Source organism: Curtobacterium sp. 8I-2 (assembly GCF_902506155.1).
Classification (GTDB): Bacteria; Actinomycetota; Actinomycetes; order Actinomycetales; family Microbacteriaceae; genus Curtobacterium; species Curtobacterium poinsettiae.
This window is the reverse complement of sequence record NZ_LR732827.1, coordinates 486813-511395: the sequence shown is the minus strand read 5'-3', so window position 1 is coordinate 511395 and position 24583 is coordinate 486813. Positions and strand designations below refer to the sequence as shown.

General features: G+C 71.4%; 26 protein-coding genes. 11 read left to right on the top strand and 15 right to left on the bottom strand.

Annotation, left to right across the window (positions count from 1 at the left end; genetic code table 11):
- Window positions 1-12: 12 nt before the first annotated feature.
- Window positions 13-657 (bottom strand): NUDIX hydrolase, encoded by a 645-nt coding sequence (locus tag BOSE127_RS06095; protein WP_071251815.1) that lies wholly within the window; start codon window positions 655-657, stop codon window positions 13-15.
- Between the two features lie 91 nt (window positions 658-748).
- Between BOSE127_RS06095 and BOSE127_RS06090 the strand changes: the two genes are divergently transcribed.
- Window positions 749-1687, top strand: coding sequence for an ADP-ribosylglycohydrolase family protein (locus BOSE127_RS06090; protein WP_201300436.1), 939 nt, complete (start codon window positions 749-751; stop codon window positions 1685-1687).
- Between the two features lie 147 nt (window positions 1688-1834).
- On the opposite strand, the gene BOSE127_RS06085 is transcribed toward BOSE127_RS06090, so the two are convergent.
- Window positions 1835-2314: a DUF4395 domain-containing protein gene (locus BOSE127_RS06085; RefSeq protein ID WP_159556566.1), complete on the bottom strand. Its 480-nt coding sequence runs from the start codon at window positions 2312-2314 to the stop codon at window positions 1835-1837.
- 58 nt (window positions 2315-2372) lie between these two features.
- Entirely contained in the window at window positions 2373-2798 is a 426-nt protein-coding gene (locus BOSE127_RS06080) for a thioredoxin family protein (protein ID WP_159556564.1), read from the bottom strand.
- A 218-nt stretch (window positions 2799-3016) separates the two neighbouring features.
- Here BOSE127_RS06080 and BOSE127_RS06075 point away from each other — a divergent pair, with 218 nt between their 5' ends.
- The 3 genes from BOSE127_RS06075 to BOSE127_RS06065 all read left to right on the top strand — a co-directional run bounded on the left by BOSE127_RS06075 (window position 3017) and on the right by BOSE127_RS06065 (window position 7279).
- Window positions 3017-3235 carry a DUF1653 domain-containing protein gene (locus BOSE127_RS06075; protein WP_231564030.1) on the top strand — a complete coding sequence of 73 codons (219 nt, stop codon included), beginning with the start codon at window positions 3017-3019 and terminating at the stop codon, window positions 3233-3235.
- 68 nt (window positions 3236-3303) lie between these two features.
- Window positions 3304-6798: a TM0106 family RecB-like putative nuclease gene (locus BOSE127_RS06070; RefSeq protein ID WP_159556562.1), complete on the top strand. Its 3495-nt coding sequence runs from the start codon at window positions 3304-3306 to the stop codon at window positions 6796-6798.
- A gap of 106 nt (window positions 6799-6904) precedes the next feature.
- The gene (locus BOSE127_RS06065; protein WP_159556560.1) at window positions 6905-7279 is read left to right on the top strand and encodes a hypothetical protein; all 375 of its coding nucleotides are present in this window, start codon (window positions 6905-6907) and stop codon (window positions 7277-7279) included.
- A gap of 109 nt (window positions 7280-7388) precedes the next feature.
- Here the strand turns inward: BOSE127_RS06065 and BOSE127_RS06060 are convergent, their stop codons facing one another.
- The 5 genes from BOSE127_RS06060 to BOSE127_RS06040 all read right to left on the bottom strand — a co-directional run bounded on the left by BOSE127_RS06060 (window position 7389) and on the right by BOSE127_RS06040 (window position 14359).
- Window positions 7389-7805, bottom strand: a complete 417-nt coding sequence (locus BOSE127_RS06060) for an SseB family protein (protein ID WP_159556558.1) — start codon at window positions 7803-7805, stop codon at window positions 7389-7391.
- A gap of 104 nt (window positions 7806-7909) precedes the next feature.
- Window positions 7910-8713, bottom strand: coding sequence for a glucose 1-dehydrogenase (locus BOSE127_RS06055; protein WP_042537417.1), 804 nt, complete (start codon window positions 8711-8713; stop codon window positions 7910-7912).
- A 153-nt stretch (window positions 8714-8866) separates the two neighbouring features.
- Entirely contained in the window at window positions 8867-9532 is a 666-nt protein-coding gene (locus BOSE127_RS06050) for a GOLPH3/VPS74 family protein (RefSeq protein WP_083389366.1), read from the bottom strand.
- Window positions 9533-9608: 76 nt separating this feature from the next.
- Window positions 9609-10454 (bottom strand): HNH endonuclease family protein, encoded by an 846-nt coding sequence (locus BOSE127_RS06045; RefSeq protein ID WP_236559511.1) that lies wholly within the window; start codon window positions 10452-10454, stop codon window positions 9609-9611.
- Window positions 10455-10927: 473 nt separating this feature from the next.
- Complete coding sequence (locus BOSE127_RS06040; RefSeq protein ID WP_159556554.1) at window positions 10928-14359, bottom strand: DEAD/DEAH box helicase; 3432 nt, start codon at window positions 14357-14359, stop codon at window positions 10928-10930.
- Between the two features lie 191 nt (window positions 14360-14550).
- Between BOSE127_RS06040 and BOSE127_RS17435 the strand changes: the two genes are divergently transcribed.
- A complete protein-coding gene (locus BOSE127_RS17435) occupies window positions 14551-14679 on the top strand; it encodes a hypothetical protein (RefSeq protein WP_258375068.1) in 129 nt (42 codons plus the stop codon).
- 115 nt (window positions 14680-14794) lie between these two features.
- A complete protein-coding gene (locus BOSE127_RS06035) occupies window positions 14795-15796 on the top strand; it encodes an AraC family transcriptional regulator (protein ID WP_159556552.1) in 1002 nt (333 codons plus the stop codon).
- 9 nt (window positions 15797-15805) lie between these two features.
- On the opposite strand, the gene BOSE127_RS06030 is transcribed toward BOSE127_RS06035, so the two are convergent.
- On the bottom strand, window positions 15806-17218 hold the full coding sequence (locus tag BOSE127_RS06030; protein ID WP_017886540.1) for an amino acid permease: 1413 nt from the start codon (window positions 17216-17218) through the stop codon (window positions 15806-15808).
- A 76-nt stretch (window positions 17219-17294) separates the two neighbouring features.
- On the opposite strand from BOSE127_RS06030, the gene BOSE127_RS06025 reads away from it, so the two are divergent.
- Window positions 17295-17795, top strand: a complete 501-nt coding sequence (locus BOSE127_RS06025; protein WP_042537405.1) for a DUF427 domain-containing protein — start codon at window positions 17295-17297, stop codon at window positions 17793-17795.
- Window positions 17796-17888: 93 nt separating this feature from the next.
- On the opposite strand, the gene BOSE127_RS06020 is transcribed toward BOSE127_RS06025, so the two are convergent.
- A complete protein-coding gene (locus BOSE127_RS06020; RefSeq protein WP_159556548.1) occupies window positions 17889-18221 on the bottom strand; it encodes a hypothetical protein in 333 nt (110 codons plus the stop codon).
- Between the two features lie 90 nt (window positions 18222-18311).
- Here BOSE127_RS06020 and BOSE127_RS06015 point away from each other — a divergent pair, with 90 nt between their 5' ends.
- From BOSE127_RS06015 to BOSE127_RS06005, 3 genes are all read left to right on the top strand, one after another.
- Window positions 18312-18692, top strand: a complete 381-nt coding sequence (locus BOSE127_RS06015; protein WP_056068184.1) for a DoxX family protein — start codon at window positions 18312-18314, stop codon at window positions 18690-18692.
- Window positions 18665-19162, top strand: a complete 498-nt coding sequence (locus BOSE127_RS17325) for a DUF6264 family protein (RefSeq protein WP_228500578.1) — start codon at window positions 18665-18667, stop codon at window positions 19160-19162. The genes BOSE127_RS06015 and BOSE127_RS17325 overlap by 28 nt, the downstream gene beginning before the upstream one ends.
- A gap of 95 nt (window positions 19163-19257) precedes the next feature.
- A complete protein-coding gene (locus BOSE127_RS06005) occupies window positions 19258-19692 on the top strand; it encodes a hypothetical protein (protein ID WP_017886545.1) in 435 nt (144 codons plus the stop codon).
- Window positions 19693-19696: 4 nt separating this feature from the next.
- On the opposite strand, the gene BOSE127_RS06000 is transcribed toward BOSE127_RS06005, so the two are convergent.
- The 3 genes from BOSE127_RS06000 to BOSE127_RS05995 form a co-directional block, all read right to left on the bottom strand.
- Window positions 19697-20317, bottom strand: a complete 621-nt coding sequence (locus tag BOSE127_RS06000; RefSeq protein WP_017886546.1) for a hypothetical protein — start codon at window positions 20315-20317, stop codon at window positions 19697-19699.
- Between the two features lie 275 nt (window positions 20318-20592).
- A complete protein-coding gene (locus BOSE127_RS17430) occupies window positions 20593-20721 on the bottom strand; it encodes a hypothetical protein (RefSeq protein ID WP_259575432.1) in 129 nt (42 codons plus the stop codon).
- Window positions 20721-22175, bottom strand: coding sequence for an APC family permease (locus BOSE127_RS05995; protein ID WP_017886548.1), 1455 nt, complete (start codon window positions 22173-22175; stop codon window positions 20721-20723). The genes BOSE127_RS17430 and BOSE127_RS05995 overlap by 1 nt, the downstream gene beginning before the upstream one ends.
- 98 nt (window positions 22176-22273) lie before the next feature.
- Here BOSE127_RS05995 and BOSE127_RS05990 point away from each other — a divergent pair, with 98 nt between their 5' ends.
- Complete coding sequence (locus tag BOSE127_RS05990; protein WP_052481637.1) at window positions 22274-22702, top strand: DUF6892 domain-containing protein; 429 nt, start codon at window positions 22274-22276, stop codon at window positions 22700-22702.
- Between the two features lie 50 nt (window positions 22703-22752).
- On the opposite strand, the gene BOSE127_RS05985 is transcribed toward BOSE127_RS05990, so the two are convergent.
- Both BOSE127_RS05985 and BOSE127_RS05980 read right to left on the bottom strand, forming a co-directional pair.
- Complete coding sequence (locus tag BOSE127_RS05985) at window positions 22753-23379, bottom strand: uracil-DNA glycosylase (protein WP_159556546.1); 627 nt, start codon at window positions 23377-23379, stop codon at window positions 22753-22755.
- The gene (locus tag BOSE127_RS05980; RefSeq protein ID WP_017886551.1) at window positions 23376-24578 is read right to left on the bottom strand and encodes a glycosyltransferase; all 1203 of its coding nucleotides are present in this window, start codon (window positions 24576-24578) and stop codon (window positions 23376-23378) included. Before BOSE127_RS05980 ends, BOSE127_RS05985 begins: the two co-directional genes overlap by 4 nt.
- Window positions 24579-24583 lie beyond the last annotated feature (5 nt).

Below are 24583 nucleotides of genomic sequence, written 5' to 3'. Positions count from 1 at the left end.
GAACCAGAACCGTCACTCCCGCCGGTACCGCGTCGCAGGCTTCCCCGGCCCGTCCGCCCGTTTCGTGTCCGTCGCGACCAGCTTCGGCAGCATGGCACGCCGGAACGAGTCCGGCAGCAGGCGCTTGCCGAGGACCGCCTCGTGCAGCTGCCGCAACTCCGACATCGTGAACGGCTCGTCGAGCAGCACGTGTGGATCCGGGGTAGTGCCGTAGACGGAGCGGAGCCGAGCGACCGCGAACCCGAGGATGTCGTCGTGCCCGTGCACCATCCCGCGCGCCTCGACCACCGGCGCGAGCCGTACCCGGGGCTCGTCCAGGTCCAGGGCATGAGCCGGCACGACGTCGAGGTGCGCCACCGACAGTACCCACCCACGGTCGTCCCGCGCCGGATCGTCGAACACGTGGAGCTGCTGCGGTGCGAGCCCGCTCACCCCTGCCTTCTGGCGGAGTGACCGCAGCACCGCATCCGCGAGCCGCTCACCCTCGTGCACGAACGTTCCCGGCAGTCGCCAGTCGCCCTCGGTGGCATCGCGGACCTGCACGACGGACAGCGGTCCGCCCGGGGGGACGGTCAACACGGCGGTGTCCACGGCGACGGAGGGCCGCGGGTAGTCCGTCAGGCGCCGGCCGCTCGCGTCGCGGTACTCGTCGGTCATGCCCGCGAGTTTACGCACACTTGCGCAAACGTGGCGAGTGGTGCAGGATCGCTTTTACGCAATCCCGCGTAAACCCGATCCGGAGGTCCACATGACCAACCCGCAGATCCACGACCGAGCCGTCGGTGCCGTCCTGGGCTCCGCCGCCGGCGATGCCCTCGGCGCCGGGTACGAGTTCCGTCCGGCAGTGCCCGAGCCGACCCCGATCACGATGACCGGTGGCGGCTCCTTCGGCTGGGCGCCGGGGGAGTGGACCGACGACACGAGCATGGCCGTGCCGATCCTCCGCACGGTCGCCCGCGGCGACCCGGCATCGGAGTCGGCCCTCGACGGCCTGGTGGCCGCCTGGGCAGCGTGGTCGGTCGACGCGCCCGACGTCGGCATCCAGACGCGCAACGTCCTGAGCGGTCTGGAGGCGCGGACCGCCTCCGTCGCGCGGGCTGCGGCCCGGCGGGAGCACGACTCCAAGGGCCGCTCCGCCGGCAACGGATCGCTCATGCGGACCGCACCGCTGGTGCTCGCCTTCCTGCGCGGTGACGTCGGCGAAGAGGAACGGCTCGCGGCTGCGGCTCGCGTGATCAGTGACCTGACGCACTACGAGTCGGACGCGGGGGACGCGTGCGTGCTCTGGTGCGCGGCGATCCGGCACGCGGTCCTGACCGGCGAGCTCGACCTCCTGCGTGGGATCGACCTGCTCGACCTGGACCGTCGACGACTGTGGGTGGAACGGATCGTCACGGCCGAGCACTCGCAGCCGGTGGACTTCACGGAGTCGAACGGGTGGGTGGTGTCCGCCCTGCAGGCCGCCTACGCCGCGGTCAAGCACAGCTCCTCGCTCGATGACGCCCTGATCCGCGCAGTCCGCACCGGCAACGACACCGACACGGTCGCCGCGATCGCCGGTGGCCTCGCGGGTGCGCTGTACGGAGCGTCGTCGCTGCCGGCCGAGTGGCGGGAGCTGCTGCACGGCTGGCCGAACCTGCGCGCCGATGACATCGTCGCGCTCAGTGAGCAGGCGCTCGCCGTCTGACCGGACCGGCGTCGGAGGCTGCCGTGGGGGGAGCCTCCGCCGTCGGGCTGGTCGTTCTCGTGGGGCCGGCTCACCGCTCTGGAGGCGACCACATCGGCAGCGCGGGCGGTGGAGCGGAGGTGAGTCGGGCCTCCAGGCCGGACGCCGTCAGGCGACGCCGCGCCGCGGACGGAAGATGCCCGCGCGGACCAGCCACACGTAGAGCAGGCAGCCGATGCAGACGTCGAAGACGGCGTTGAGGAACGCGGCGACCAGGGCGACCGCCGCACCGATCGGGGCGGCGTACGGCACGCCGAGCAGGGCGAGGAGCAGGGCGACCGCGGTCACGAACAGGCCGACCTGCTGGGCGAAGGTCGGGGGTTCCGGGGCCTCGAGTTCGGCGGGCGGGCCCAGGCTCGGGCGGACGACGCGGCGGAAGAGTGCGCCGTAGGGGTGACGGCGGATGCCGGCGACGCCGCCGACGGCGAACAGCACGACGATGACCGCGAGCAGCACGCTGCCGGCGACCCACGTCGCGGGGATCAGCGTGAGGACGATCGTCGCGGCGAGCAGCACCGTGGTGATGGCGGCGCCGAAGCGTGGGGAGCGGGGGTCGATGCCGCGTGTGGGGTCGTTCGTGGTGGTCATCGGGGCTCCTGGGTGCCGGTCGTGTCTGTGGTGCCCGTACTGCCTGCGCTGGCGGTGTTCAGGACGGTGTCGAGGGCTGCGGCGAGCTCGGGTGGGGTGGGCCTCCGAAGCGGGTGCGAACGGTCCGGGAACCGTCGACGAGCAGGACCGTGGGGGTCTGCAGGACGTTGAAACGGCTCGCCAGGCCGGGGTGCTCGGCGAGGTCGATCTCGATGCGTCGAACGCCCTCGTGGTGGTCTGCGACGGCGTCGAGCAACCGGCGCGTGGCCGGGCAGCGAGCACACGTCGGCGTGGAGAACTGGACGAGGGTGGCGCGGCTGCCGAACGCATCGGCGGAGGCGAGGCCGTCGACGGTGCTGGCGGTGCCGTCGGGCGCGGTCGGGCTGGGCTTCGCGCGGCCGGTCCTGGAGCGCAGGAGCAGCCCGAGGACGGTGGCGAGGGCGAGAACCCCCGCCAGCACGGCGACGGCCACGATGACGGTCATGGTGCGACCGTACGTCGTGGTGCTGTCCGCACGGAAGCACGTGTCCGTTCGTGACGGTGCCGGGCGGTCCGGCGGTCCGGCGGTCTGGCGGTTCGGCGCGGCCGTCGCGTCGTTCAGCCGTCAGACGAGCCGCCCGCCGGGGTGGGGACACCTGCGGCGTGAACAGCGCACCTTTCCAGCGTCGGCGGCGGACGGCTCACATGCCTACGATCGAGGTTGTGACTATCGACGTGACACCCGGGCGGTACCGGCACTTCAAGGGGAACGACTACGAGGTGGTCCTGGTCGCTCGTGACGTGGAGACCGAGGAGCCGGTGGTCGTCTACCAGGCGCTGTACGGCGAACGCGGGCACTGGGTCCGACCGCTCGCCGACTTCACCGCGCACGTCACCCGCAACGGGTACGACGGCCCGCGGTTCGTGCCGGTCGCCGGCTGACCGCCCGAGCGAGCGGTGTCGGCGCTCGCCCCTAGGCTTTCAGCGCACCAGAGGACGAGGGGGAGCGCATGCAGATCGGCGTCGACGGGCACGTGCTGCTCAGCCCGAGTGACCTGAGCACGTGGTCGGCCTGCGAGTGGGCGTTCCTGCGCCGGCTCGACGCCAAGCTCGGTCGCGGTGACGCCCTGCCGGACGTGCACGACGACATGCTCGAGCGCACCGCACGGCTGGGGGACCAGCACGAGCTCGACTACCTCGACATCCTCAAGCAGACCCGCGCCGTCGTCGAGTTCGACCGCCCTGCCCAGCCGGACTACGCACGCGCCGCAGCCGAAGCACGACAGGCCTTCGCCGACGGTGCCGACGTGCTGTACCAGCCGACGTTCCACGCGGCGCCGACAGCCGACGCCCCCGGGTTCATCGGCTTCGCGGACTTCATCATCCGCAACGAACGCGGCGAGTACGAGGTCTACGACACCAAGCTCGCCCGCCACGCCAAGATCAGCGCCCTGTTGCAGCTCGCCGCGTACGCCGAGCAGATGCAAGCGCACGGCATCCCGACCGGACAGCAGGTGCACCTGGTGCTCGGCGACCGGACGACCACGACGCACGACCTCGCCGACATCGCGCCGGTGTACCGCACGCAGCGCGCCGAGCTGCAACGGGTCATCGCCGAGCGCATCGCTGCCGACGAGCCACTGCAGTGGGGCGACCCGCGGTACTCCAGCTGCGGGCGCTGCGCCGTCTGCTCGACCCAGGTGGCCGAGCACCGCGACCTCGTGCTCGTCGCGGGCATGCGCCTGGACCAGCGGGCGAAGCTCATCAAGCACGAGGTGCGGACGATCGACGACCTGGCGGTCCGCACCCGGGCAGTACCGGGCTTGTCCCGCGCGACGCAGGATCGGCTGGTACGTCAGGCGAGCCTCCAGATCGAGACGGAGACCGCCCGACGGAACGGTGCCGACCGGCCGGACCAGCCTGTGACGCCGCGCTTCGACGTCCTCGATGCCCGCGCGCTCGACGCGATCCCCGCACCCGACCCGGGCGACGTGTTCTTCGACTTCGAGGGCGACCCCCTGCACACCGAGGACGGCGTGCACTGGGGCCTCGACTACCTGTTCGGCCTGGTCGACGACCGCGCCGAGTTCACCGCGTTCTGGGCGCACACGATCCGCGACGAGCGGGTTGCGCTGGAGCAGTTCCTCGCGTTCATCGAGGCCCGGCGGCAGCAGTACCCGGGCATGCACATCTACCACTACGCGGCGTACGAACGGACGCACCTGCTGTCCCTGGCGGCCCGGCACGGGGTCGGCGAAGAGGCCGTCGACGAACTGCTGCGCGCCGGCGTCCTGGTCGACCTGTACCCGATCGTCCGCAAGGCCCTGGTCGTCGGCAGCCACAGCTACTCGATCAAGAAGCTCGAGCCGCTCTACATGGGCGATGACCTGCGCGAGAGCGACGTCACGAACGCCGCCGACAGCATCACCGCCTACGTCGAAGCGATCGAGGAACTCCGGAACGGCGACGCCGTCGAAGGGCAGCGGATGCTCGACCAGGTCGCCGACTACAACGCCTACGACTGCCGCTCGACCCTGCGCCTGCGCGACTGGCTCCGCTCGCTGCGCACCGACGACCCGGACGCGGCCGACCCGGCACTCGAGCTCGAGGTCCCTCCGATCCCCGTCGAGCGCGAACCCAATCCGGTGTACGTCGCCCTGGCCGCGCAGCTCGAGGACGTCGACGCCCTCGACCGCACCCCTGACCAGACCGCGTTGGCGCTCGCCGCAGCCGCGATCGACTACCACCGCCGCGAGGCGAAGACCTTCTGGCAGGACCACTTCGACCGCCTGCGGAACCCGGTCGACGACTGGGCCGACACGCGTGACGTCCTGGTCGTGGAGCGGGCGTCCGTCGAGCGTGACTGGGACACGCTGCCGCGTGCCCGCTCGCAGTCGCGGGAACTCCGGTTGTCGGGGACGCTCGCGCCCGGTTCGCGGCTCCGGCCTGGAGGCACGCCCCACCTTGTTTACGACGACCCGCTTCCGCCATCGGTCGCTTCTCCGGGCCCCGGGTCGAAGGGCGCGTCGTCGCGCGCCGTGATCGTGGACGCGTGGGACAACGGCGATGCCGTCGAGGTCCTGGTGAAGGAGGGCCTGCCCGTCGGTGGCGAACCGCACCACGAGTTCCCGGTGGCCCTCGCCCCGTCGGCGCCGCCGCGCGCGAAGCCCCAGCCCGAGGCGATCGCGTGGTGGGGGCAGGCCGTGCTCGACGAGCTGCCGGCGATGCTGCCCGACCCGGCGCTCGACCTGCTGCGTCGGGTGCCCCCGCGTGGCCCGATCGTCCCGGTGCAGGGCGACGACACGGTGTCGGCCGTGGTGTCGACCCTGCTCGGCCTCGACCGCTCGTACCTGGCGATCCAGGGGCCTCCCGGCACGGGCAAGACCTACGTCGGGTCGAACGTCGTCGCACGGCTCGTCCGCGAGTACGGCTGGCGGGTCGGCGTCGTCGGGCAGTCCCACGCGACGTCGGAGAACTTCCTGTCGTCCGTGGTGAACGCCGGCGTCCCCGCGGACCGGGTCGTGAAGGTGCCGAAGTCCGGCGCGACCGAGGACGACCTCGACGCCGCCGCGTGGACGCCCGTCAAGAACGGTGCCGCGGTCGCCGCGTTCCTGTCGTCGTGCGAAGCATCGGGCACCGGCGGTGTCGTCGGTGGCACGGCGTGGACGTTCGCGAACGAGTCGACGATCGAGCGTCGTTCCCTCGACCTGCTCGTGATCGACGAGGCCGGACAGTTCTCCCTCGCGCCGACCATCGCCTCGTCGGTCGCGGCGACCCGGCTCCTGCTGCTCGGGGACCCCCAGCAGCTCCCGCAGGTGTCGCAGGGTTCGCACCCCGAGCCCGTCGACGAGTCCGCGCTCGGCTGGCTCGCCGACGGCCAGCACGTCCTGCCGCCGGAGTTCGGCTACTTCCTGGCCCGCACCCGCCGCATGGAGCCCGCGCTGACTGAGTCCGTCTCGGCCCTGTCCTACGACGGGCAGCTGGCCTCGATGGTCTCCGGTCGTCACCTCGACGGTGTCGACGCCGGTGTGCACCCCGTGCCGGTCTTCCACGCGGGCAACACGACGTCGTCGGCCGAGGAGGCCGCCCGCGTCGTCGCACTCGTCGGTGACGTCGTCGGTCGCACCTGGACGGACGGTTCCGACACGCGTGCCCTGACCGACGAGGACGTCATCGTGGCGGCGCCGTACAACGCGCAGGGAGCCCTGATCCGGCAGGAGCTGGACCGCGCGGGCTTCACCGGGACCCAGGTCGGGACGGTCGACCTGTTCCAGGGCCGCGAGGCCGTCGTGTCGATCGTGTCCCTGGCGGCGTCGAGTGCGGCGGACATCCCGCGCGGGCTCGACTTCCTGCTCATGCCCAACCGGCTGAACGTGGCGATCTCGCGGGCGAAGTGGGCGGCGTACCTCGTGCACTCGCCGGCGCTCACCACGGGCCTGCCCCCGTCGATCGCCGGTCTGTCCCTGTTGTCCCGCTTCATCGAGCTCGTCGAACGGGGCCGCTGATCGAGGCGACGGGGCGGATCCTCTAGGCTGCAGAAGGCCGAGGGGGCCAGGGGAGCGGGGGACGATGTCTGCAGGAGCGCAAGGACCACAGCCGACAGCAGCACCAGTGCCGGGCTCGGTCGTGGCGCCGAAGGCGAACACGGCGTCGACGGTCGACCTGGTCGTCACCATCGCCCTGTTCGTGGTCATCGCGATGCTCAGCGGCTTCGCGGTGCTGTTCGGTTGGGTCCTCGGGACGGTGTCGCAGTACGGGTGTGACTGGGAGTCCTCGACGCGCGTCTGCAACCGGTCGATGGGCATGCGGACCGCAGTGGTCGAGGCGATCGTCCTCGTCGTCGTGTGCACTGCAGGCGGAGTGCTCGCGGCGAAGGTCCGTCGGAAGCGGCCGCTCGGGTGGCTCGTCGCGCTCGGGACGGCTGCGGCGGTGGCGATCGCCCTCGCGCTGACGCTTGCGGTGGTCGGGGCGGCGTCGGGTTCCTGACGCCCGCTTGACGGTTTCGGTTCATGAACCCCGCGGATCGTGAACCAGAACCGTCACACAGCGGAAAACGCTCCGCACTCGCCCGCCGCGGACGGTGGGAGCGTGCGGGTCAGTCGTCGCTCGTCGGGACACCGCTCTGCATCTGCACCCGCATCTGCGCGAGGACGTCGGCGTGCAGGAAGTTCGCCGCCTCGGCACTCGTCGGGTCGACCACGATGCCGAACTCCTCGGGCAGCGCCGACACGAGTTCGGACATCGGCACCGGGCGACCCTCGGCCTCGGGCAGGCCGGCGGCGAGTTCGCCGGGGTCGGTGAAGACCGGCACGAACGGCTTGTCACGGATCATGACGTGGGCGACGCTGCCGGCTTCCGGACTGCCCGCCGGCTTCCAGGGCACCCACGCCGCGCTGCGCAGGAAGCCCGCCGGAGAGGCGGCCATCCTCCGTCGCAGTTCGGCGGCAGCGGTCGGCGGGGTCTTGTCGACGCCTCGGCCGAAGGCTGATCCGTTCGTCTCGTCGTTGCTCACGCCGACCATGCTGTCACGCCCGGGGGACACGGCGGGGCCGAGCCGCGCCTCCAGGTCGACGCCCAGCGCACGCGGACGTGCGCCGGGTGTCGGAGGTGACGGACTCAGTACGCGGCCGACTGCCCGCCGTCGATCGGGACGACCGTCGCGTTGACGTAGGACGCGTCGTCGGAGAGCAGGAACGCGACCACGGCGGCGATCTCGGGGGCCTCGCCGTAGCGCTTCGTCGGGTTGACCTGGATGAACTCCTCGGCCGCCTTGCGGGGGTTCTCCGCGTCGAGCTGCTTCATCGAGTTCTCGACCATGGGCGTCCAGATGGCCCCGGGGGCGATGGCGTTGATGCGGATGCCGTAGCGGCCGTACTCGACGGCCGAGTTGCGGGTGAGTCCGACGACGCCGTGCTTGGCGGCGGCGTACCCGGACTGGTTGCCGATGCCGCGGATGCCGCCGACGCTCGCGGTGTTCACGACCATGCCGGAGCCCTGCTCGCGCATGACCTTGAGGACCTTCTCGAGCCCGAGGAACACGCCACGCAGGTTGATCGACACGACCTTGTCGAACTCGGCGGCGGTGAAGGACTCGGTCGGGTTCTGCTTGCCCTCGATGCCGGCGTTGTTGAAGAAGCCGTCGATGCGGCCGAAGCGCTCGGTCGTGGCGGTGACGTAGGCGTCGACCTGGGCTTCATCGGAGACGTCGGCGACGGTCGTCAGGACCTGCGCGTCCGGGGTGGCGTCGAGGACGGCGGTCTTCGTCGCCTCGAGACCCTGCTCGGAGACGTCGACCAGGGAGAGCGCAGCGCCCTCGGCGGCCAGGCGGACGGCGGTCGCACGGCCGAGGCCGGAGCCGCCGCCGGTGATGAGGACGACGCGGTCGGTGAAGCGGGTGGTGCTGGTGGTGGTTTCGGGCATGGGGGAGGCCTCCTGAGGTCTTCGACGGTGAAGGGCTCGGGGTCCGCGGTGGAGCAGCGAGTCCGATCAATGCATCCGCATCGATAAAAGTAGACTACACCTGTCGCGCAACGGCCTCGTCAGTGGGTGCCCAGCGGGTGCCCGCGGCCGACCTCAGCTCGTGATGACCGTGGTTGCCGTCGCGGTGGTCGCCGCCATGATGACGATCATCGCCGCGGCTCGGATCTGCTCGAGCACGGCCTGCACCGCGGGGCTCGCCCAGGTGCCCGAGGTGATCTCCTCGACCAGGCCCTTGTCGACCGCGCCGAACTGCTTGCGGAGCGTGTTCGTCGCGTCGAGCAGCCCGATGACCGCAGCGGAGAACGGTGTCGGGCCCGCCCGCCGAGCCAGCACGTCCGCGATGCCCGATCGCAGCAGTGCCTCCGGGGCTCCGTCGCGCTCCGGGTGCTTCGTGGTGGGGAAGAGGCCGAGCACCTTGCCCTGCTCGACGCTGATGATGCCCCTGGCGACGAGGCCGGCGAACACGTCATCGCGCAGCCGCTGCTTGCCGAGCCGGCTCACCCACCACTTCGCCTTGCGCGGCGCACCCGATGCCGCGATCGACCCGACGACGCCGTCGAGCACCGGGTCTCCCGTGGCGGCGCCGTTCACGACGGTGACCAGGCCGTCCTGCAGCGAGACGACGCCGCGGAGTGCGAGGTCTGCGAGGACCGCGCCCGCGAGGCCGGTGTCCAGCGTCTGCCCGTCGAGGGACTTGCGGCCGCCGGGCTCGACCTGGAGGAGCGCGAACGCCTGCGGCACTGTGAGTTGCTCAGCCATGTCCGCAGCCTGCCACGCGGGGCGGAGGTGGTCCGGGCCTCCAGGCTGACACTCAGCGGCGCCGGGCCGCCCGGCGTCAGCAGGCGTCGAGCACGCGTTCCATCGCGTCCCGCTCCGCCGGGGCCACCCACAGGTGGTACTTCGTCTTCACCGTGACCTGGTGCTCGATGTAGGTGCAGCGGAACGCCTTGTTCGCGGGGAGCCAGGTCGCCGCGTCGCCGGAGCCCTTCTGCGAGTTGGACCGGCCGTCGACGGCGAACAGGTTCACCGGGTCGTTCGCCAGTGCCTGCCGCTCGGTCTCGGTGAGGCGCTGGGCTCCGGTGCGCCAGGCGTTCTCGAGCGCGACGACGTGGTCGATCTGCACGAGCGTCGAGGTCGTGTTGCCGCGGACGAAGTCCACCCGCGCACCGGTGTACGGCGAGACGAGGGTGCCGGTGAGGACCTTGCAGCGACCCTCGCGGGTGATGCCGGCCAGATCGCGGGCGAGGACGTCGTTCCGCGTGTCACACCCGTTGTGGTCGACGTCGAGCCAGGCGCTGCCGAAGTCGCCGGTGCGGTCGTAGCCGGTGGCCGCCGCCTTGCCCTTGACGGGCAGGTCGGCGAGCTGGGTGCGTGCGCGGACCGCGTCGGCGTCGGTTCCGCGGCTGACGGTCGGACTGGAGGCCGGGCTCGCCCCTGACGACGCGTCCTGCGGTCCGATCGTGGTCGTCTCCACGGCTGTGGGGCCGCCCGCAGCGGTCGTGCCGCCCGCAGCGGTCGTGCCGCCCGCAGCGGTCGTGCCGCCCGCGTCGGTCGTGCCGGCCGCGTCGGCGTCCGGGCCGAGGGCCCCGGTGGCGTCGAGGGCGTACCCACCGACGGCGAGGGCCAGGACGACGAGGACGGAGGTCAGGGTGATGCGGCTGCGGCGTCGGCGGGACGTCATGCGGTGGGACTCCAGGTGGTGCGGGCGGAACGTGGTGCGGGGCGGAACGTGGTGCGGTGGTGCGGTGGTGCGGTGGTGCGGGTCTGGCGGGACAGGGACGATCATCTCGTGCGTGACCGACATACCGGGGCGGCGCGCGCGGCACGGTGCGGGGTTGGTCGGTGTGTGCGGCCGGGGTTGTTCGGTGCGGGGTTGTGGCGTGGCACGGGGCGAACAATCTCGCACGGGTTGGTGGATTTCGCACGGTGCGGATCTGGCGCGGCAGCGCGGCAGTGTGGTGAGCACGGTGCGGGGTTGGTCGGTGTGTGCGGTCGGGGTTGTTCGGTGCGGGGTTGTGGCGTGGCACGGGGCGGGCAATCTCGCACGGGTTGGCGGATCTCGCACGGTGCGGATCGGGCAGCGGGGCAGCGGGGCAGCGCGGCAGCGGGCAGCGCGGCGGCGGGCGAACAGCGGGGGAGCCGGCAGGCGGCGGGTCAGGTCAGCAGGGAACGGATGTCGTCGGCGGTCAGGTCCTCGGCGAACAAGGCGTCGTCGTCGATCATCGTGGCGAACAGCTCGGCCTTGCGGGCGGCGAGGGCGAGGACCTTCTCCTCGATGGTGTCCTCGGCGATGAACCGCTGGACGCTCACCGACCGGGTCTGGCCGATGCGGTGCGTGCGGTCGACGGCCTGGGACTCGGCGGCGGGGTTCCACCACGGGTCGAGCACGAACACGGTGTCCGCCTCGGTCAGGGTGAGTCCGAAGCCGCCGGCCTTCAACGAGATGAGGAACGCCGGGGCGGTGCCCTGCCGGAAGCGTTCGATGACCTCGGCGCGCTTGCGGGTGGAGCCGTCGAGGTACTCGTAGCCGATGCCGCGGGCGTCGAGGGCGTCGGACACCATCCGCAGGAACGAGGTGAACTGGCTGAACACCAGGGCGCGTCGCCCCTCTGCCGCGAGCTGTTCGAGTTCGTCGAGCAGCAGGTCGAGCTTGGCCGAGGGGATCGGGGCCGAGCCGGACGTGACGTCAGAGTCCGCCGACGCCGACCCGGACGCTCCGGCGGACACCAGCGCCGGCGACAGCGCGAGCATCCGCAGCAGCGTCAGCGACCGGAACACGATCATCCGGTTCTTGGAAAGGTCGTCGATCAGGTCGAGGACCTTCAGCCGCTCCCGGTTGAGCGTGCGCTCGTACAGCGCACGGTGCGCGGGGTCGAGCGTGACCCGGACCACTTGTTCTTGCTTCGGGGGCAGGTCGGACGCGACGGCTTCCTTGGTGCGGCGGAGCATGAGCGGCCGGATCCGTCGACGGAGCCGCCCGGTGAGTTCCTGACGGGCTTCGCCCCGGAGCTCGGGTGAGGCGAGGGGCTTCACGTAGTCGTCGCCGAACCGGGTCCAGGTCGACAGCAGCCCCGGCGCGACGATGTGGAACAGTGCCCACAGGTCGGTCAGCCCGTTCTCGAGCGGGGTGCCGGTGATCGCGAACTTCACCGGTGCCTGCAGCTCCGAGGCGACACGGTGGGTCTGCGACTGCGGGTTCTTCACGAACTGGGCCTCGTCGAGCACCAGCGCCGACCACGGCAGGTCGGTCCAGGCGTCGGCATCGAGCCGGAGCAGCGCGTAGGACGTGACGACGACGTCCGACGCGGCGGCGGTCCGTGCGACGAGCCCGGGGTCCTTCAGCGACGTCGAGGTCACCGTCGCGACCCGCAGCGACGGCACGAACTTCGCGGCCTCGGCCGCCCAGTTGCCGACGACCGAGGTCGGTGCGACGACCAGGAACGGGGGAGCGTCGGGCTCCGCGGCACGACGGGCGGCGACCATCGCGAGCACCTGCAGCGTCTTGCCGAGACCCATGTCGTCGGCGAGCACCCCGCCGATGCCGTGCGTCACCAGGAACGACAGCCACGCGTACCCGGCGTGCTGGTAGGGCCGCAGGTCGGCGTGCACGGTGTCCGGCACCGGGACGTCACCCGGGGGAGTCGCCCCGAGCAGCCCCGCGGTGATCGCCTGCCAGCGTTCGTCGTGCGAGGTCTCGTCGGCCAGCAGGTCGAACTCGGTCCACAGCCCGGCGTGCAGCGGCGTCACGGCGATCGGCTGGTCGGGCTCCCACTCGTCCAGGTCGCGGGCCTCGTCGATGAGTTCCTTGAGCCGGTCGAACGCGGGGTCGGCCAGGGACAGGTACGAGTTGTCGACGAGCTTCAGGCGTCGCTGCCGACCCGCGAGCGCGGTGAGCAGCGGCGTGAACGGGATCTGCTTGCCGTTGACGCTGACGATGATGCCGAGGTCGAACCAGTCGTGCTTGTCCGACGGCATCGTCGTGACGCGGATGTGCGGTCGCCCGCTCAGCCGCTCGTAGTCGAGCCGCTCGCCCTGCACGACGGTGCGGACGCCGAGCGACGGCAGCTCGGGCAGGAACTCGTTCGCGAACACCGCGACGTCGGCGCCGTCGATGGTGCCGTCCTGGAACCAGTCCAGTCCGCCACCCGGTCCGGCACTGCGGACAGGAGGCCCGGCCCGCGTCGCGTCGTCGGCTGCCGTCGCCGCCGTGGCCGGCTCCACCGCCGCGGCCGGGTCCGAGACGGGAGTTTCGTCGGTGCCGGCCGGATCGTCGGCGGCACGGAGCCCGGACAGGTCGGGGAGCGGACCGTGCAGGGACACCGGGTCCTTCCGGCCGTCGACGTGCCAGCGCCAGTGCAGGTGCACGCGGTCGTCGGTGCGCGGCGCCCGGGCCGGCTCGAAGGTCGCGGTGAGCACGAGTTCGGGCGGGGTGCGCTCGGGCAGCTCCACCGAGCCGTCCGAGCTGACCAGCCCGAGGGCACCGCGCAACCGGGGCGACCAGTCCGCCAGGAACTCGTCGACCTCGGCCGTCGGCACGGTGATGCGGGTGCCCTCGACGAGCATGCGGCGCTGGTCCTCGGGCACCGGCGCGGGGGTCGGGGCGACGGCGACCGTGAACTCCGGGCTCTCGCGGAACACGTAGACGCCGTGGTCACCGATCATCCGCGCCGCACCGGGCACCACGGGTCGGCCGTCGAGCACCGCACTCGCGCCGATCACCACGGCGTCGTCGTGCCGGCCGACGTCGAGCAGCACCTGGGCCTGCGTGCCGAGCACCGCGCCGCCCTCGCGCTTGCCGGTGACGAACGCGATGTCGAGCGTCGCGGCCTGCTGCAGGAGCGGCCAGAGCAGGGGACTCCGGAAGTCGTCGAGGTGCAGCCAGTCGCTCTCACCCGGCAACCCGGCGAGCTGCCCGGCACGGTGCAGGGCGGCGAGCTGCAGGAACCAGGCGTGCTGCTCGGCACCGACGCCGAGCCGGTTCTGCGAGTAGGGGAGCGTGCCCCAGGTCAGCTGCCCACGCACCCAGTTGCCGGCGTCGCTTCGGGTCACCGGGCGGACGCCGAGCCGCACGCTGCGGGACGCCGTCGGCAGCGCACGGCCCGCGGCACGGGCTCGCGAGGCGAGCTTGGCGGGGACCGCGTCACGCAACTCGAACTGCAGCCCCATCCGCGTGCCCTGCGGGGTGGGCGCCTGCTCGTCGTCACCGGCGAGGCGGGCGAGGTCGTGCCTCCAGTCAGAGGGCGGCGGAGCCGGCGCGTCCGGACGTGGGCCGGCGTTCGCGGCGAGGGCGCGGGCGTTGATGGTGAGGAGTGCAGCCGCGACGTGCTTGCAGTCGCCGCCGAGCGGGCAGCTGCAGCTGCTGCGGACCGGGCGGACGAAGTCGCCGCGCGCCGGGGTGGTGTCGACGCGCAGTTCGTACGGGTCGTCGGCGGTGCCGGACACGACCGCGGTGACCGTGCCGTCGTCGTCGTGCCAGGTGGCGTCGTCGACCAGTCCGGCGCGGACGACGTCGCGTGCACGGCCGAAGGTCTGCGGCCCGACGAATCGGATGACGTCGACGGCGTCGATCATCGGGGCTGCAGGCACGGGTCCATCGTGCCAGTCGCCACCGACGATCCGCGCCGCCACCCTGGGCGCCCCACATCGGGCAGGGCTAGCGTCGACACCGGAGCGCGACGACTGCGGTCCACGGAACCGATTGGAAACGCATGCCGGACCGACTGCGGTGGGTACGCGACTCAGCCGACCACTGGAACGGGTGGCTCGGCTCGGAAGTCGTGTGCGACATCACCCGGACCGACACGTACACGGTCGATTCACCGGACCACTCGTTGACCGGTGGGCACTCGTCGTTCGAGAGCGCCGCCGCCCAGGTGCACGGGTGGGTGCGCTGGACCGGCCGTTAGGCCACGGAACGCAACCTGGTTGTAGGACCACCCGCCGCTCCTTAGCGTGAGGGGGCAGGTCGGCACCACCGCACGTGATCACACCGCTCTGCTTCCAGGAGAGAGAGGTGGCCCCATGACCGACACGACCGAGTCGAAGTCGCCCGCTCCGGGCTCCGACCCCGCTGCGCGTCCCACGCCGCCGCGTTCACTCGTCGCCGTGGCCGGGCAGGACACCGACTCCGCCATCAGCTCACTCGCCGGCATGTACGCGGGAAAGGCCTGGTACTCCCGGGCCCTCGACCAGGACTACTGGTTCAAGTACGTCGGCGTCGGTGACGAACGGCTCAGCATCCGCCGTTCCCAGATGCACGGGTACCTGCGGGGCGACGTCGCCACCGAGGGCGAGGTCGTCGTGCAGTGGCTCGAACGCGGCGAAGCCCGCGTCGACGTCGGCCACGACGAGGTCCGCATGCAGCCCGGCGTCCCGACGATGTTCCCTGTCGAGCGCCGGTTCGAGATGGAGTACAAGGACTGGGACCAGCGCCTGGTGCACCTGCGCCGAGACCTGGTGCTCGACGTCGCTGCCGAGAACCACCTGGTCGACGGCACCGTGGCGTTCGACACGACCGCCGTCCCGGACCCGTCCGCCGTCGCACTCTGGCGCACCGCCGTGTCGGGTGCCCTCCACGCGTTGCGCGAGGAGGGCGAGGAGTCGCTCGCCTGGCACGAAGCGCAGCGCGACGTCGCCCGCGCCCTGTTCCGGATGTACCCGCTGCAGGCCGAGCGGTTCCCCTCCGGGTACGGCACCCGCAGCGACGGACGACTCCGTGCCGCGGTGGAGTTCATCCAGGCACACGCCCACGAGCCGCTGACCGTCGCCGACGTCGCACAGGCCGCGGGGCTCAGCATCCGCGGGATCCAGGAGTCGTTCCAGCGGGCGTTCGAGCGCTCGCCGATGACGTACCTGCGCGAGGTGCGGCTCGGGCGCGTGCACGAGGAACTGCGGGTCCTCGAGCCGCATGCGACATCGGTGGCGGACGTCGCGCGGCGCTGGGGCTTCGCGCACATGGGGCGGTTCGCGTCGGTGTACGCGGCCAGGTTCGGGGAGTACCCGCGGGAGACGTTGCGGCGCTGAGCGGCCGGGTCAGCGCTTCGCCGGCTCGGCCAGCTTGCTGTGCTTCCGCGAGTACCCGAAGTACACACCGAGCCCGATCGCGAACCAGATCGCGAACCGCACCCACGTCTCCCACTGCAGGAACGTGACGAGCCACAGCGACGCGATGACGCCGATGATCGGGATGACCGGCATGAACGGCAGCCGGAACTGGCGGTCCAGGTCGGGCTGCCGGTAGCGCAGCACCACCACGGCCGAGCAGACCACGACGAACGCGAGCAGGATGCCGATGTTCGTGAGCTCCGCGACGACACCGATCGGCAGCACCCCGGCCAGGATCGCCGACGCGATGCCGAGGATCCAGGTCACCCGTGTCGGCACGTGCCGCTTCGGGTCGGTCTTCGCGAACCACTTCGGCATCAGACCGTCGCGGCTCATCGAGAACCAGACGCGCGAGGCACCGAGCATGAACGTCACCAGCACCGTGACGATGCCGACGATGGCACCGATCGCGATGACGTTGGCGACACCGCCGAGCCCGACCGACGCGAACGCCGACGAGAAGCCCGATGCCGGGTCGATGTCGGTGTACTTCTGCATCCCGGTGAGCACGAGCGTCGCCAGGACGTACAGCACCATCGAGATGCCGAGGGACAGCAGGATCGCCTTCGGCATGTGCTTGCGGGCGTCGGTGGACTCCTCGGCCGCCGTGGACATGGCGTCGTAGCCGAACACGGCGAAGAACACGGTCGCGGCGCCGGTCATCACGCCGCCGAACCCGAACGGGAAGTACGGGGAGTAGTTCGCGCTGTTGATGTGGAACACCCCGAGCACGACGATGAGCACGACGAGCGCCACCTTGATGCCGACGGCGACGAACTCGAACCGGGCGGCGCTGCGGATGCCGCGGGTGAGCACGAACGCGGTGAGCAGGCACAGCGCGATCGCGAAGACGTCGATGACGTGGCCGTCACCGGTACCCGGTGCGCCGAGCATCCACGCGGGCAGGTCGATGCCGAACTGGCCGACCAGGAACCCGACGTAGCCGGAGATCCCGATCGCGACCACCGCCACGATCGCCGTGTACTCGAGCAGCAGGTCCCAGCCGATGAACCACCCGACGATCTCGCCGAGCACCGCGTAGCCGTACGTGTACGCACTGCCGGCCTTCGGGATGAGCCCGGCGAACTCGGCGTAGGACAGGGCGGCGGCGGCGCTCGCGACCCCGGCGACCAGGAAGCTGATCAGCACCGCGGGGCCGGCGACGCCGTTCGCGACGGTGCCGGCGAGGGTGAAGATGCCGGCGCCGATGATGCCGCCGATGCCGATCGCGGTGAGCTGCCACAGGCCGAGGTGCCGTTTCAGGCCGCCCTCGCCCCCGGCCTCGTCATCGATCGTCTCGATGGGCTTCCGTCGGAACAGGGTGCGTGTCGTCGTCGTCACCCGCCCATGGTGCACCCGGAGACGATTCCGCGCACGCACGCGGCTGCACCGCAGGCTCCGGGCGTACACCTGGAGCATGCGTCACCCGAAGAGGACCGAGCCCGGCCCCGGCCAGGAATCCGTCTGGGACTACCCCCGCCCACCCGCCGTCGAGCGGGTCACCGCCCGCGTCGTCGTCCGTCTGGGCGGCACGGTCGTCGCCGACACGACCGACGCCGTCCGCGTGCTCGAGACCTCGCACCCGCCGGTCTACTACCTGCCGATGTCCGATCTGGCCGAGGGCGCGCTCGTCAAGGCGTCGGGATCGAGCATGTGCGAGTTCAAGGGCCTGGCGCGCTACTTCGACGTCGTCGGCGGCGATGGCACGGTCGCGAGCCGTGCCGCCTGGAACTACCCGACACCGGTCCCCGGCTACGAGTCGCTGCGGGAACGCGTCGCCATCTACCCGTCGGCGATGGACTCGTGCGAGGTCGGCGGCGAACGCGTCCAGGCGCAGGACGGCGACTTCTACGGCGGCTGGATCACGGCGGACATCGTCGGCCCGTTCAAGGGCGCGCCCGGCACGCTCGGCTGGTGACCCGGCGTCGTCAGGTGGGGCGGCCCTGACCCGGACCGACCCGTTTCGTGGACGGCGGGGCGGACCCGACCCGGGCCTCCCGGCCGGACCGCGTCAGCGGTTGGCGTACGGCGACCAGAACGGCGGCGGGAACGTGCCGCCGCTCACGATCACGAGCACCTGCCAGACGAGCATGACGAGTCCGACGGTGCCGATGACGATGCCGATCCACGACCACACCTGCACGGCTCGGCGACGGCCGGCGATCCGGATCGCCCGCCAGCCGCTCAGCACGCAGACCAGCCCGAACACGGCAGCGAGCAGGACGTGGCGGATGGTGGACTGCGCGGGCACGATGATGCCCAGGTAGAACGCGACCGGTCCGAGCAGCACCGCGAAGGTCGCCGGAGCTGCCGGCGGTTCGTGGTCCCGAGCGACTGCTCCCATGGACGGCATGGTAGCGAGTGAACCTCGCTTCGGGTACGTCCGGGTCGCGCAGCGCGGGCATCCGGCCGTGGGAACGGGCACCATGGAGGCATGCGTTCCTTCTTCCGCGTCCTGCTCGGCCTGGCCCTCGTCGTCGCGGGCACGAGCCACCTCACCTTCGCGCGCAAGGAGTTCACGGCGCAGGTGCCCGACTTCGTGCCGCTCGACGACGACACGACGGTGCTCGCGTCCGGGGTCGCGGAGATCACGCTCGGCTCGGCCCTGGTGCTCGCGCCGAAGTCGGCGCGTCGCTTCGTCGGCTCGGTCGCTGCCCTGTTCTTCACGGTGATCTTCCCCGGCAACCTGTCGCAGTGGGTCAACCGTCGCGACGCCTTCGGCCTGGACAGCGACGAGAAGCGCTTCGGTCGCCTGTTCGGCCAGCCCGTCCTCATCGCGCTCGCCCTCTGGTCGACGCGCGGCCGGCGCTCCTGATGGGCGCGCCCGCGCGGCAGACCGGGCCGGCCCCCGGCGTGGGCCCGGGGTCGGGTCCTGCGTCGGGTCCCGATCCGCTCGGGTCCGGCCCGGCGCGCTTCGGTCGGGAGGCCCGGCACCCCCTGGCAGGACGCGCTCGCGTCGCGGACGTGGTCGCCTCCGCCGCCCTGCTCGTGGTGCTCACGGTGGGTGCGTTGGCAGCGGGGTGGGGGATCAAGCTCATGTCGCTGGCGTTCGTGTCGTGTGCGGCACCGGGCAACACCTGCAACGAGACACTGGGTGACTCCGTGGTCGTCTTGGGGCCGATCATCGTGGCGGTGGTGCTCGTCGCGACGATCGTGGTGTGCGTGCTGCGGCTCGTGCGCCGACGGTTGACCTGGCCGGTGGTGCTCGTCGGTATGGCAGCGATCGTCGCGGTGTTCTTCGCCTCGCTGTTGCTCGTCGACAGCTCGGTCACGCACGGCATCTGAGCGGTTCTTCCTTCACAGGCCGGGCTCGTCGAGCGTCTCTCCACAGAAGCTGGTCGTCGCCCCGGGGGTGGATGCTGGGCCGCCACGCTGGGGCCATGCCTGACACCGAGATGCTCGACCGCCTGACCCGTGAACCCGTCCGCACCGACGACGACGTCGTCGCACTCGTCGAAGCCGTCGTCGAACGCCCGCTGCGCCGGCAGTGCTGGGTGCTGTTCCTCGACGACCGTGGGATGTCGATCCCGTTCCTGCTGCCGATCGCCGACCTGCCGTACTCGCCGGACGAACACGTCGACGACTTCGCCGCCCTGATCGCCGACATCGTCGCGCAGCTCGGTGCCGCCGACGTCGTGCTCGCGTGGGAACGCCCCGGCGCCGATCGCCTCTACCCGGTGGACTGGGAGTGGGTCGACGCCTGCGCGTGCGCCCTCGACGAGCAGTCCGTCCGGCTCCGCGCGCAGGTCGTCGTGCACTCCGGCGGAGCGGCCATCGTCGAGTTCGACGAGGAAACGCAGGCGGTGGCCTCGTGACGGGTCAGCCCTGGGGAGCGGTGTCCGGCACGGTCTGGCCGGTGAGCTCCTCGACGATCACCTTCGCCTCGGGCCACGACTTCGCGTAGTGGTCCGGGTCCGAGTTGATCTGCACCGCGTGTGCCATCTGCGTCGGCGTCATCGTCTTCCAGCCGGGTACCTTCACGAGCTTCGTGTAGAACATCGTCGCGGCCGTGTACGGGTCCATCCGCTGCTCGTACGTGCCCCAGGCGCCGTTGTCGCGCTGCTGGAACAGTCCGCGGCTGTCCGGGCCGGCGGCGTCGCCGTGGTCCAGGTTGACCAGGCTCGACTCACCGATCGCGGTCATCACACCGACGGCCTGCGTGTGCGGGCCGATCCCGAGTGCCTGGGCGGCTTCGATCACGTGCGCGGCGTTCACCAGGCGGTCCTGGCAGAAGCCGGCGACGGGTCCCGCCGGCACGACCATGCCCCCGATCGTCTTCGAGGCGACGGCCGGACACGCGGGCTCCGGTGTCGCGGCGCTCGACTTGGCGACCCCGGCGAGCGAGTTGACCGCGATCACCACCAGGACGACCACGCCGATGCCGACCGCCACGATCCCGGCGCCGAACACCGAGGCCAGGGTGATGCCGACACGGCGCATGACGGGACCTCTCGACGGGCTGGGCGAGTGCTGGGCGGACGGAGCAGGAAGAGCAGCACGAGCGTACGGGCGCCTCCTGGGAAGCCTGCGGCGGCCCGCCGTGGTCGCACGTTCGGGGTTGGGTTCGCGGTTCGCGGTTCGGAGTTCGGAGTCCGCGGTCCGCCGCCGGTTGCTCGCCGCGGGGAAGGTGCATCCCCAACAACGAGTGACGGTTCTGGTTCGCGAAGCGTAGGGCTTCGTGAACCAGAACCGTCACGGTCATCCGTGCGCGGCGGTCAGCGGTCGCGTCGGCCGTCCCCTCGACCCCGACCCCGAGCCCGACGCAGGCGCCAGCCTCCGGCGGACAGCGACAGCGCGGCGATCACGGCGATGACGACGGTCCAGATGACGCTCGTCGCGTCCATCAGGCGTCGCGCTGGTCGTGCGGCGGGCGCTGCACCTTCGTCGGTTCCGTGACGAGTCCGGTCGGGGCCTTCTCGGCCTGCTTCCGTCCGTGGGTGAACCACGTCAGGACCCAGAGCAGCACGCCCAGGGCCAGCAGGGCGCCGGCGATCTGGTACTGCTGCGGGTCACGACCGGACGAGAACGGCATGACGAGCCACAGGCACGTGACGATGCCGATGATCGGGATGACCACACCGGCACGGAAGTGCTTGTGGTCGACCTTGTCGCGGCGCAGCACGAGCACGGTCACGTTGACGACGGCGAACACCGTCAGCAGCAACAGCGAGGTGGTGCCGCCGAGGACGACGACGATGGGGGAGTCGGGGTCGAGCGATACCCACCCGATCAGCAGGAGCGAGATGAGCGTGGTGAAGACGATCGCGGTCGACGGGGTGCGACGGGCGGGGGAGATGCGGGACAGGAAGCCGGGCAGCACGCCCTGCTTGCTCATGCCGTAGAGCAGACGCGACGCCATCATCATGTTGATCAGGGCCGTGTTGGCGACGGCGAACATCGAGATGAACGGCAGCAGGTCGGCGATGGGGAAGTCCGGCGCCGCGGTCTGCACCACGGTCACCAGCGGCGTCTCGTTGCCGGCGAGCTCACCGATCGGCACCACGGCGACGGCGCAGATCGACACGAGCACGTAGATCACGGCGGTGATGCCGAGGCCGGTGAGCATGATCTTCGGGAAGATGCGCGAGGGGTCCTTCGTCTCCTCGGCCATGTTGACCGAGTCCTCGAACCCGACCATCGCGAAGAACGCCAACGACGTCGCGGTGCTGATCGACAGCAGCAGGGACTTGTCCTCCGGCGTCTCGAACATCACGACCCGCGAGAAGTCCGCGTTGCCGCCCGCGATCGCCCAGAACCCGATCAGGATCACCATGACGAGACCGGACAGCTCGACCAGCGTCAGCACGACGTTCGTCTTGACGCTCTCGCTCACCCCGCGGAAGTTGATGAACATCACCGCGAGCATGAAGCCCATCGCGATGAGCATCACCACGCCGTTCGGTAGTTCGATGCCGAACCCCGCGCCGAGGTTCGCCGCGAACGCCCGCGACGCCGTCGACGCCGACGTGATCCCGGAACACATCACGATGAACGTCACGATGAACGTGACGAAGTGGATGCCGAACGCCTTGTGCACGTAGAGCGCGGCGCCGGCGGTCTGCGGGTACTTCGTCACGAGCTCGAGGTACGAGAACGCCGTCAGCAGAGCGACCGCGAACGCGATGAGGAACGGGAGCCACGCTGCCCCACCGACCTCGGCCGCGACCTGACCGGTGAGCGCGTAGACACCCGTACCGAGGATGTCGCCGACGATGAACAGCAGCAGGAGCTTGGGACCGATGACCCGGCGGAGCTCGTGCTGCTCCTGCTGTGGGCGGTCCGTCTTGGTGGTGGCCATGCGTCACCCTTGCGCGCGGAACACCTTGCTGTCCAGTCCCACAGGAAGGTTTCTCGCGATCGCAACACGGTCCCGCGGCGACGGATACGCTCCGGGCCATGGACCAGCAGTCGAACACCACCGAGGAGCCCATCGAGTTCGCGGACTTCAACGCGAAGCTCCTGGTGCTCGATGTCCTCTGCTACGACCTCGACGTCCTCGACCCCTACGACCCGGACGCCGAGGACGAGACCGACGAGGACCTCGACGTCGACGGGCAGGACGACCGGGCGCGCGAGTACTACGACGACCTCGACCTGCTGCCGTCACACCTGTCGCTCGTCACGGAGATCACGGTGGACTCCGACCTCGAGGTCCTGCAGGACGTCCACCCCGGCTGGGACGGCTCGGACGACCGCTTCGACCCGCAGAACTGGGACGACCTGCTCGACCTGCCGGAGCTCCGCACCGTGTACGCCGCCGCACCGTTGCCCGCCCACGTCGCCGAGCGGTTGGCGACGAAGGGTGTCGAGGTCCGCTCCGCCTGAGCGGGACGCGACCGGCACCCGACCGGCACCCGACCGGGACGGGCCGACGGCTAGCGCTCGAGCGCCCGCACCTGCTCGGTGAACTGCTTCGCGCCACCCTGCGCCGGGTGCCGTACGGCGACCGCCTCGATGCCGGCCAGCGCGAGCGCTCCCTGCGCCTTCCGACCGACGGCGACCACCCGGACCTTGTCTGCGCCGCCGAGTGCCTGCAGCAGTGCCAGGGCCACGGGGGCTCCCGACCGGACCTCGGCGGGACGGGGCGTGCGGTTCGTCAGCCGGTCCGGCGCCACGAACGGATGGTGCGGGAAGATCGCCCACGCGACGGGGAGCGCGCCGTGCCACCCCTCGAGCGCTGCGTGCACGACGCGGGACGACGCTTCCCACGGGGCGGTCGGGTCCGGCGGCACGAGGTACTCGGACCCGAGTTCACGCATGCTCGTGAACGGCACACCCGTGTTCGTCATGCCGCGCCACCCCGGGGCCTCGGCCACGAGCAGCGTGTCGGCACCCGGCCCGGACTGCTCCAGGTACCGCGTCAGGTTCGCCCGACGCAGCCGCCCCTCGGCCGATCCGACGTCGTAGAGCGCCTCGGCGTCGGACCCCACGGGCACGGCGTCGATCGCGGCCCAGAACGCCGCGAACCGATCGCCCGTGTCCGGGGCCCCCGACCTGCTCACGAGCGTCCGAGCACCCGGCGGTAGACGTCCTCGAGCCCCGCGGCCGACCGCTCCCAGCTGAGCCGCTCCGCGTGCTCCCGGCCCGCAGCAGCGAGCCCGGCGGCGTAGGGCGCATCCGTCAGGATCCGCTCGATCTCGTTCGCCCAGTCCTGCGGGTCGCGGGACTCGAGCACGACACCCGTCTCCCCGTCGACCACGGCCTCACGAAGCCCCCCGGCGGCGGCGGCCACGACCGGCACCCCGGAAGCGGACCCCTCGAGCGCGACGAGGCCGTACGTCTCGGAGTGGGACGGCACGAGCACGGCTGCCGCGCCACGGAACAGGAACGCCAGGTCGGCACGGGACTGCGGCCCGATGAAGGTGACGTGGTCGGCGATGCCACGCGCGTCGGCGAGCCGACGCAGTTCGTCCACGTAGTCGCCCGCCTCACTCGAGACGTCGCCCGCGATGACCAGGGTGGGGCGGGCCTCCAGGCTGATGTCGGCGATCGCCTCGATCGCCAGGTCCAGGCCCTTGAGCGGCTGCACGCGCGCCGCCGCGACCACGTAGGGCGAGGCGGCGCGGCGCGCACCGACCGCAGCGGGACGGAAGACGGAACCGTCGACCCCCGGCGGCACGATCCAGATGCGGGCGTCGTCGCCACCGAGCCGCGAGCGCACGGTCGACGCTTCGGCCTCGGACACCACGACGACGGCGTCGGACTCGCGGGCCAGCAGTTCTTCGCCCGCGATGCGACCGGCGGACTCGGGGCGCTCGCCCTCGGACAGCGGGGTCGCCGGGTCGGCAGCGATGGAGTGGAAGGACTGCACGTGGGGGATGCCGCGCTCGCGGGCGACGGGCAGAGCGGCCGCTCCGGAGAACCAGTGGTGCGAGTGCAGGACGTCGAACTGCCCGAGCTGCTCGAGCTCGTGGCGGAACGGCTCGATGAACGCGTCGTGCTCGCCCTTCGGCACCGGCTGGGCCGGTCCCGCGGACAGGAACCGCAGACACACGCCCGGCACCAGCGAGACCGAGTCCGGCTGCGTCGGGGCGGACCGGCGCGTGATGATGTCCACGTGGTGGCCCAGGTCGGCCAGCGCCTCGGCCTGGTGCCGGACGACGACGTTCATGCCGCCGACCTCGCCCGAACCGGGTTCGTCTCCGGGGGAGGTGTGCAGCGACACCAGCCCGATGTGCAGGGGTTCGGTCGTCGAGCTCACTGCTC